Source organism: Pseudomonas sp., assembly GCF_050739655.1.
In the GTDB taxonomy this organism is placed as follows: Bacteria; Pseudomonadota; Gammaproteobacteria; order Pseudomonadales; family Pseudomonadaceae; genus Aquipseudomonas.
Map to the genome: position 1 here is coordinate 1 of NZ_JBOIBY010000237.1, position 8,478 is coordinate 8,478.

Consider the following 8,478-nt stretch of genomic DNA (forward strand, 5'->3'; position numbering starts at 1 on the left):
ACCGCCAAGGGTTGGCTGGTCAACACGATGGTGAGCAAGGTCAAGAAGATGGTCCCGGCCTATTCCTTGCCCCAGGCTGTTTCCTTCAAGAGTGCGCTGCGCATGGGCCGGGGCCTGGGCATCAAGCCGCTGAGCGTCGGTCTCGACGACATCGCCGTGCTGCAATACACCGGCGGCACCACGGGCCTGGCCAAGGGCGCGATGCTGACCCATGGCAACCTGGTGGCGAACATGCAACAGGCACGGGCCTGCCTCAGCCAGTCGGCCAGCGACGGTCAGCCGCTGTTGCGCGAAGGTCAGGAGGTCATGATCGCGCCGCTGCCGCTGTACCATATCTATGCCTTCACGGCGAACTGCATGTGCATGATGGTGACGGGCAACCACAACATACTGATCACCAATCCGCGGGACATTGGCGGCTTTATCAAAGAGCTGAAGAAATGGCGGTTCTCGGCGCTGCTGGGGCTCAACACGCTGTTCGTGGCGCTGATGGATCATCCGGATTTCAAGACCCTGGATTTCTCCAGTCTCAAACTCACCAACTCCGGCGGCACTGCGCTGGTCAAAGCCACCGCCGAGCGCTGGGAGCAGTTGACCGGTTGCCGCATCACCGAAGGCTACGGCCTGACCGAAACCTCGCCAGTGGCCTGCACCAACCCCTATGGCGACCAGTCGCGCATTGGCACGGTCGGCCTGCCGGTGCCGGGCACCACGCTCAAAGTGATTAATGATGAGGGTGTCGAGCAGCCGCTGGGCGAACGCGGCGAGCTGTGCATCAAGGGGCCGCAGATCATGAAGGGGTACTGGCAGAAACCTGAAGCCACCGCCGAAGTGCTGGATGCCGAGGGTTGGTTCAAGTCCGGCGACATTGCCGTGATCGATCCAGACGGTTTCGTGCGCATCGTCGACCGCAAGAAAGACATGATCATCGTCTCGGGTTTCAACGTGTACCCGAACGAGATTGAAGACGTGGTCATGGCCCATCCGAAAGTCGCCAACTGTGCCGTCATCGGCGTACCGGACGAGCGTTCGGGCGAGGCGGTGAAGTTGTTCGTGGTAGCGCGGGAGGCGGGGGTCAGCCTTGAAGAGCTCAAGGCGTACTGCAAGGAAAACTTCACGGCTTACAAAGTGCCCAAGCACATTGTTCTGCGTGAGTCGTTGCCGATGACGCCGGTGGGCAAGATTTTGCGGCGGGAGTTGCGCGATATCGCTTGATTGGTGAATGGCCGCGCGTTGCGCGGATCGCGGGCAAGCCACGCTCCCACAGGTTTTGAGTCGTTCACCCGTTTGTGAACAACACCGAACCTTGTGGGAGCGGGCTTGCCCGCGATGCTTTTGGGAAAAGCCCCAATTTCCGAGGCTTTCAGAGGATATTGGAATCTTTGCTCTAAAATGACTGCTTGTCATTCTTGAGTCACGATTGTGACTGTAGAGGCCGCTTTTGGCTCTAGGCGACCCTTGGCAAAGCTGCTACTCTCGGCGCGTTTTGTGACTTCTCGGCCTTCTGTCAGCCAGATTCACCAATAATCAAACACCAATAATAATCGCATCAAATGCGGTGCTGAATTCGCGTTGCTGAGGAGTGGGCTTCCATGATCGAAGACTTTTGGAAGGATAAGTACCCAGCTGGGATTGCTAGCGACATCAATCCAGATGAGTACCCGAATATTCAGGCAGTGTTGAAGCAATCCTGCCAACGCTTCGCCAACAAACCGGCATTCAGCAACCTGGGCAAGACAATCACCTACGGTGAACTGTACGAATTGTCCGGGGCCTTTGCCGCCTATCTGCAACAGCATACCGATTTGCAGCCGGGCGATCGAATCGCCGTGCAGCTGCCCAACGTGTTGCAGTACCCGGTTGCCGTTTTCGGTGCGATCCGCGCCGGGCTGATCGTGGTCAATACCAACCCGTTGTACACCGCGCGGGAAATGGAACATCAGTTCAACGACTCCGGTGCCAAGGCCCTGGTTTGCCTGGCCAACATGGCGCACCTGGCGGAAACCGTGGTGCCGAAAACCGGCGTCAAACACGTCATCATCACCGAAGTCGCCGACCTGCTGCCGCCGGTCAAGCGCCTGCTCATCAACAGCGTCATCAAGTACGTGAAGAAGATGGTGCCGGCGTATCACCTGCCCAAAGCCATCAAGTTCAATGACGTACTGAGCAAGGGCCATGGTCAGCCAGTCAAAGAAGCTTGCCCGGCCAGCAGCGATGTGGCGGTGTTGCAATACACCGGTGGTACCACGGGCGTGGCCAAGGGCGCGATGCTGACCCACCGTAACCTGGTGGCGAACATGTTGCAGTGCAAGGCGCTGATGGGCTCCAACCTTAATGAAGGTTGCGAGATCCTGATCACGCCGCTGCCGCTGTATCACATCTATGCCTTCACCTTTCATTGCATGGCGATGATGCTGATCGGCAACCACAACATCCTGATCAGTAACCCGCGCGACCTGCCGGCGATGGTCAAGGAACTGTCGAAGTGGAAGTTCAGCGGGTTCGTCGGCCTGAACACCCTGTTCGTTGCCCTGTGTAACAACGAAGGTTTCCGCAAGCTGGACTTCTCGGCGCTGAAAGTGACGTTGTCCGGTGGCATGGCCTTGCAACTGGCCGCAGCGGAGCGCTGGAAAGCGGTCACCGGTTGCGCCATTTGCGAAGGTTACGGCATGACCGAAACCAGCCCGGTGGCCACGGTCAACCCGATCCAGAACATCCAGATCGGCACCATCGGCATTCCGGTGCCATCGACCCTGTGCAAAATCATCAGTGATGCCGGTGTCGAGCAGCCAATGGGTGAAATCGGCGAGCTGTGTGTGAAGGGGCCGCAGGTCATGAAGGGCTACTGGCAGCGTCAGGAAGCCACCGACGAAATCCTCGACAGCGAAGGCTGGTTGAAGACCGGTGACATCGCGCTGATCCAGCCCGATGGCTACATGCGCATCGTCGATCGCAAGAAAGACATGATCCTGGTGTCCGGTTTCAACGTGTACCCGAACGAGCTGGAAGACGTGCTGGCGACCCTGCCGGGCGTGCTGCAATGTGCGGCCATCGGCGTACCGGACGAGAAGTCGGGCGAGGCGATCAAGATTTTCATCGTCGCCAAGCCGGGCGTGACCCTGACCAAGGAACAAGTGATGGAGCACATGCGCGCCAACGTCACCGGTTACAAAGTCCCACGCTCCGTGGAATTCCGCGATGCGCTGCCGACCACCAACGTCGGCAAGATCCTGCGTCGTGAATTGCGCGATGAAGAGTTGAAGAAGATCAACGCGAAGAAAGCGACCGCGTAAATCGAGAAGCCCCGCAGATGCGGGGCTTTTTGTTGAAGGTCAAAAGATCGCAGCCTGCGGCAGCTCCTACATTGGATGGCGTACACCCTGTAGGAGCTGCCGAAGGCTGCGATCTTTTGATTTTATTGGCGGAACGGCGCGAAATTGACGTTGGTGCCCGCCGGGCGCATGTCCTGCAGGAACGAGTCCTTGTCGGCACTCAATTCCAGGCTCAGAGCAGCCTTGCGCTTGCCTTCGTTCCGAATGACCAGGCCTTCAAGCTTCTCGCGAAGGAACACCGTCGGCACTTTCAAATGCAGCAGCTCGTCGGTCGCCGGGGTGTGCATCAGCAGGTGAATCCACTCGTACTGACCAACGGCCAGGCGTGTCACCGGGATATCGAACCACCAGATGTTGCGGTTGCGGTTCAGTTCGGTGAAGTGGCAGTTGTTGACACCAAGCACAGCACCACCAAGTTCCTGGTTTCTGCGGGCAATGGCCTGCTTTTTATCGAGTTTCATAACATTCCTGCGGGTGTTGGATCTTCAGCGCCGCGGCGCCAATACGTTGCGCATTCTCGGGGGTTGCCGGGCAAACATAAAGCCCAACCTGCATGGAACGATGAAATGTCGTGCTGAAAATAAATGAAACTCCGCTCAAACGGCCCCGGTCAACCTTGTGTAACGACTTTCCTCCCATTGGAATATACGCAGGAGATTCATCATGGGTAGCACGAGCGATAAAGTGAAAGGCATGGCCAACGAAGCGGCTGGCAACATAAAACAGGGCGTCGGCAAGGCTATCGATAGCGACAAAATGCGCGCTGAAGGCGTAGTGCAGGAAAAGAAAGGCGAGGCCCAGCAAGCGGTCGGCAAGGCCAAGGATGCTGTGAAAAAAGGTATCGACCAAGCTTGAACTGGCCTTTGATGGCCTTTGATAAAGCCACGAAGCGGCCATCCCCGGATGGCCGTTTTTGTGTCAGCCTGAACTTGCGCCATTAATTTGTTTCAAAGCCGCGAGTTAAGCTACTTTGATGAATGAAAACGGCCCCTGAATCGCCATGACTTCAACCCATTTTTGCGGCGAATGGAGACGCGAATGATTTTCCCGGACATGAGAGGCTTGCCCCTGCACCGCGTGATGGTGCGTACGGTCACCGAGTTCGTCGACGACGAGATGTCGACCTATGCCTCGGCGCTGGCCTATCAAATGCTGTTTTCGTTGTTTCCCTTCATCCTGTTCCTGATCGCCCTGATCGGTTTCCTGCATTTACCAGACTTCTTCTCTTGGTTGCGCCTGCAATCGGAACTGGTGCTGCCGCCTCAGGCGCTGGAGCAAGTGAACCCGGTGATCGACCAGCTCCAGCAATCCAAGGGTGGTTTGCTGTCGGTGGGTATCGTGATCGCGCTATGGACCGCATCCGCCGGCGTGCGGCTGATGATGAGCGCCATGAACGCCGCTTACGACGTAGTCGAAGGCCGCCCGGCGTGGAAGCGCTTTCCGTTGTCGATCATCTACACCGTAGGTATCGCCGGCATGTTGCTGATCGCCGCTGCGCTGATGGTGCTGGGGCCGCAAGTGATGACCTGGATCGCCGAACAGGTCGGGCTCGAATATTTCATCGTCACGTTGTGGTCCATCGCGCGCTGGCCGGTGATCGTGATCCTGCTGATGGTCGCCGTCGCGCTGATCTATTACGTCATGCCCGACGTCAAACAGGAGTTCCGTTTCATCACGCCGGGTTCGGTGCTGGCAGTGGTGGTGTGGATCATTGCTTCGCTGGGATTCGGTTTCTACGTCAAGGAATTCTCCAACTACAACGCCATGTATGGCAGCATCGGCGCGATCATCGTGCTGTTGCTGTACTTCTACATTTCTGCTGCGGTGCTATTGCTCGGGGCGGAGATGAATGCGGTGATCGAACACATGTCGCGCGAGGGCAAGGAGCCTGGCGAGAGGGTCGCCGGCGAGCACGGTGCTGCGCCTTTAGGGGCGCATGAAGAGAAGCACCACGTGTCCGGACTTGGCCGCGATCACTCGGTGAAACCACCTACTGACGAAACCATCAAATGATCCGTGAAATTCTGAAAATGGGCGATGAACGCCTGCTGCGCATCGCCCCGCCGGTGCCGGCCGAAATGTTCGACAGCCCGGAACTGTGGCAACTGATCGACGATATGTTTCAGACCATGGAAAGCGTCGGTGGCGTTGGCCTGGCTGCGCCGCAGATTGGTGTGGACCTGCAATTGGTGATCTTTGGTTTCGAGCACAGCGAGCGTTATCCGGATGCCGAAGCGGTGCCGCAGACCATCCTGATCAATCCGCTGATTACGCCTCTGAGCCCAACGCTGGAAGAAGGATTCGAAGGCTGCCTGTCGGTGCCTGGTTTGCGCGGTGCGGTGGACCGCTATCAACAGATCCGCTACGAAGGCTTCGATCCCAAGGGCGAGCCGATTGTACGGATTGCCTCGGGTTTCCATGCGCGGGTGGTGCAGCACGAATGCGATCACCTGATCGGCCGCTTGTACCCGTCGCGCATTACCGATTTCAGCAAATTCGGGTTTACCGAGGTGATGTTCCCCGACCTCGATCCCAACGCGGACGACTGAACCCTAACAAGATCGCCGCCTTCGGTAGCTCCTACACCGGTCCCTGTAGGAGCTGCCGAAGGCTGCGATCTTTTGATTTTAGTTAGTAGGTTCCAACCCCATCGCAATCATCGGCTTGCTACGCGCATAACGACTCAATCGCTCAACCATGGCGTATGGCATCTGCGGGTCAAAGCGAAACCCGCGACCCTCATAAAACCCCCGCAAATCCGGATGACAGAACAACCACACCGGCTGTTCGCAATCCTTCACCGCGGCCGCAATCAATCCGGCGGCAATCCCTTGTTCACGACAGGCCGGATCGACAAACAACCCGGTCAGCCAATGCCCGCCGGCTACCGGACGCAAACACAGTGCCCCCACGATTTCATCGCGCCTGGCGACCCACAGTTGCGCGTCGCGAACCGCTTTCATCGATGATTGGTGCGCGCGATAAAACTTGTTTATCAAAGGCCATAAAGGCTCGTCGAGCTGGGTGAAATGAGTGTCGGGCATGATTCGGACTGTCGGTGCGCAAACCGGCGATTATAAAAGAACGCGTCCCCAAGGATAGGTGTATACCTGTTCTCACATTCCTTGTGAGTGGAGTACACATCATGTCCAAAGGTCTGGATTCAAGAAAAGCAGACAAGAAAAAGCCACTGAAAACCGCCATTGAAAAGCGCGCCGATAAAAAAGCGAAAAAGCTCAATGTATTCGGGCATTGATCCTGCGCTGACCGATCGCTCCCGCACGTTACGGGAGCGATCGGCCTAAAGGTAACCTGCAATAAGTCCCCCCAACTCCGTCTTCATTCCCATTCTCAAACACTTCTTCCCAAGCGTTTTGGATCCATCTGCTGAACCGTTTTTGTCCTGAAGACTGACCAAATAGTGGCCGACTAATGGCCTTGCCCGGACATCAAGGCTGTCTATGCTGGCTGTAACTGAATATGTCGGGCATTCCGACGACCAGACCACAAGAGTGCGCAACCCAAGCCACCGAAGCATTCAAATACGGAGCTGTTCGTTAAAGGGAGTTTTCTTGTGAAGAAGTTAGGAAAGGCCCGCTCATGGGCTATCAAGAACGGGATGTCTTGATGAGGACGGCGCCTTAAGGACCTTTCGATCAAACATCATTTATTACCTGACCATGTCCTTCCTTTGGAGGGCGCGCGTTCCTGTTCCCTGGAACGTAGTAGTGGATTTGAAAGACCAGCAACTTTCAATAATTCAAAAGACGCGCATAGGGTGATACGACCATGTTTAACCTGCATAACAAGGCTGACCTGCTGGAAATTGAACGTTCCAGCTGTGCGCTCTCCGAGGCCAATGCCAAGTTGGCTGCCATTGGCCGTTCGATGGCAATGATTGAGTTCACCCCCGATGGCATCGTGATCGATGCCAATGAAAATTTTTGCAGGGCCATGGGTTATAGCGCTGAGGAAGTGCGCGGCAAGCATCACCGGATTTTCTGTGAAGAGGCGTTTTACCGTAGCGCGGAGTACGCCAAATTGTGGCGAGATCTGGCGCGGGGTGAAGCGGTCAGCGGCACCTTTTTGCGCTTGAACAAAAGTGGCAAGGAGATCTGGCTCGAAGCCAGCTACATGCCGGTGTATGGGCCTGAACGCCAGGTGCGCAGCGTGATCAAGGTTGCCACGGATATCTCTCTGAGGGTCAACAAGGAGCACGAAAACGAGAGCCGGCTCGCGGCGATCGGGCGCTCCATGGCGGTGATCGAATTCACTCCAGACGGCAAGGTCATCACGGCCAACGAAAACTTTCTGAAAACCATGCATTACTCAATCAAAGAAGTAGTAGGGCAGCACCACAGCCTGTTCTGTCATCGTGCCGAAGCCGAGTCGGAGAGCTACAAGGCGTTTTGGGCATCGCTCAATCGCGGCGAATACCACTCGCATCGTTTCGAGCGCAAAGACAAGTATGGTCATACGGTGTTCCTGGAAGCTTCCTACAACCCGTTGTTTGATGCCAAAGGCCGGCTGTACAAGGTGGTGAAGTTCGCCACCGACATCACCCATCAAATGACCACCCTGCAAACCGCCGCGGAGTCGGCCCATAGCACCTCGGTGCAAAACGACGCTTGCGCGCGCAAAGGCTCCGAGGTGGTGCAGCAAACTGTCCAGATCATTCAGGACATTTCCAGTGATTTGAACCAGGCAGCGCTGAGTATCGACGCGGTCAGCAAACAGTCCGATATCATCGGCACCATCGTTCAAACCATTCGTGGCATTGCCGACCAGACCAACTTGCTGGCGCTCAATGCCGCAATCGAAGCGGCCCGTGCCGGCGAACACGGGCGAGGGTTTGCGGTCGTTGCCGATGAAGTGCGCAGCCTGGCGGCGCGTACCAGTCAGGCAACGCTGGAGATTGTCGATGTGGTGCGCAAGAACCATGATTTGTCATTGAGCGCCGTGACCAGCATGCAGTCGAGCCTGAGCCGAACCGGGCTTGGGGTGGAGCTGGCGAATGAGGCGGGGGAGGTGATTCTGGAGATCCAGGCGGGATCACGGCACGTGGTGGATGCGATCAGCCAGTTCAACTCGACGTTGCAATTGAACTGAGTGTAGGAGCTGCCGCAGGCTGCGATCTTTTGATTTT

7 protein-coding genes and 2 pseudogenes are annotated in these 8,478 nt (G+C 56.7%); 7 read left to right on the forward strand and 2 right to left on the reverse strand.

Going from position 1 to position 8,478, the window contains the following annotated elements:
* Window positions 1–1,215, forward strand: a 1,215-nt coding sequence (locus tag ACRESJ_RS11770) for an AMP-binding protein (RefSeq protein WP_431758037.1), incomplete at its 5' end; no start/stop codon positions are given.
* Between the two features lie 377 nt (window positions 1,216–1,592).
* Window positions 1,593–3,293, forward strand: coding sequence for a long-chain-fatty-acid--CoA ligase FadD1 (gene fadD1, locus ACRESJ_RS11775; RefSeq protein ID WP_431758038.1), 1,701 nt, complete (start codon window positions 1,593–1,595; stop codon window positions 3,291–3,293).
* 122 nt (window positions 3,294–3,415) lie between these two features.
* Here the strand turns inward: fadD1 and ACRESJ_RS11780 are convergent, their stop codons facing one another.
* Window positions 3,416–3,793 carry a hypothetical protein gene (locus tag ACRESJ_RS11780; protein ID WP_431758039.1) on the reverse strand — a complete coding sequence of 126 codons (378 nt, stop codon included), beginning with the start codon at window positions 3,791–3,793 and terminating at the stop codon, window positions 3,416–3,418.
* Between the two features lie 202 nt (window positions 3,794–3,995).
* On the opposite strand from ACRESJ_RS11780, the gene ACRESJ_RS11785 reads away from it, so the two are divergent.
* The 3 genes from ACRESJ_RS11785 (at window position 3,996) to def (ending at window position 5,881) form a co-directional block, all read left to right on the forward strand.
* Entirely contained in the window at window positions 3,996–4,187 is a 192-nt protein-coding gene (locus tag ACRESJ_RS11785) for a CsbD family protein (RefSeq protein WP_431758040.1), read from the forward strand.
* A 183-nt stretch (window positions 4,188–4,370) separates the two neighbouring features.
* Window positions 4,371–5,345, forward strand: coding sequence for a YihY/virulence factor BrkB family protein (locus ACRESJ_RS11790; protein ID WP_431758041.1), 975 nt, complete (start codon window positions 4,371–4,373; stop codon window positions 5,343–5,345).
* Window positions 5,342–5,881 carry a peptide deformylase gene (def, locus tag ACRESJ_RS11795; RefSeq protein WP_431758042.1) on the forward strand — a complete coding sequence of 180 codons (540 nt, stop codon included), beginning with the start codon at window positions 5,342–5,344 and terminating at the stop codon, window positions 5,879–5,881. Before ACRESJ_RS11790 ends, def begins: the two co-directional genes overlap by 4 nt.
* A gap of 78 nt (window positions 5,882–5,959) precedes the next feature.
* Here def and ACRESJ_RS11800 read toward each other — a convergent pair whose 3' ends face one another.
* Window positions 5,960–6,376: a GNAT family N-acetyltransferase gene (locus ACRESJ_RS11800; protein WP_431758043.1), complete on the reverse strand. Its 417-nt coding sequence runs from the start codon at window positions 6,374–6,376 to the stop codon at window positions 5,960–5,962.
* 745 nt (window positions 6,377–7,121) lie between these two features.
* Between ACRESJ_RS11800 and ACRESJ_RS11805 the strand changes: the two are divergent.
* Both ACRESJ_RS11805 and ACRESJ_RS11810 read left to right on the forward strand, forming a co-directional pair.
* A pseudogene (locus ACRESJ_RS11805) lies at window positions 7,122–7,892 on the forward strand (PAS domain-containing protein); the annotation flags it as partial.
* Between the two features lie 126 nt (window positions 7,893–8,018).
* Window positions 8,019–8,441, forward strand: a pseudogene (locus ACRESJ_RS11810) (methyl-accepting chemotaxis protein); the annotation flags it as partial.
* Between the last annotated feature and the right edge of the window lie 37 nt (window positions 8,442–8,478).

What these genes read in the sequence shown, in the direction of transcription:
- fadD1 (WP_431758038.1), top strand. Translation starts at nt 1,593, where the DNA reads ATGATCGAAGACTTTTGGAAGGATAAGTACCCAGCTGGGATTGCTAGC.
- ACRESJ_RS11780 (WP_431758039.1), bottom strand. Translation starts at nt 3,793, where the DNA reads ATGAAACTCGATAAAAAGCAGGCCATTGCCCGCAGAAACCAGGAACTT.
- ACRESJ_RS11785 (WP_431758040.1), top strand. Translation starts at nt 3,996, where the DNA reads ATGGGTAGCACGAGCGATAAAGTGAAAGGCATGGCCAACGAAGCGGCT.
- ACRESJ_RS11790 (WP_431758041.1), top strand. Translation starts at nt 4,371, where the DNA reads ATGATTTTCCCGGACATGAGAGGCTTGCCCCTGCACCGCGTGATGGTG.
- def (WP_431758042.1), top strand. Translation starts at nt 5,342, where the DNA reads ATGATCCGTGAAATTCTGAAAATGGGCGATGAACGCCTGCTGCGCATC.
- ACRESJ_RS11800 (WP_431758043.1), bottom strand. Translation starts at nt 6,376, where the DNA reads ATGCCCGACACTCATTTCACCCAGCTCGACGAGCCTTTATGGCCTTTG.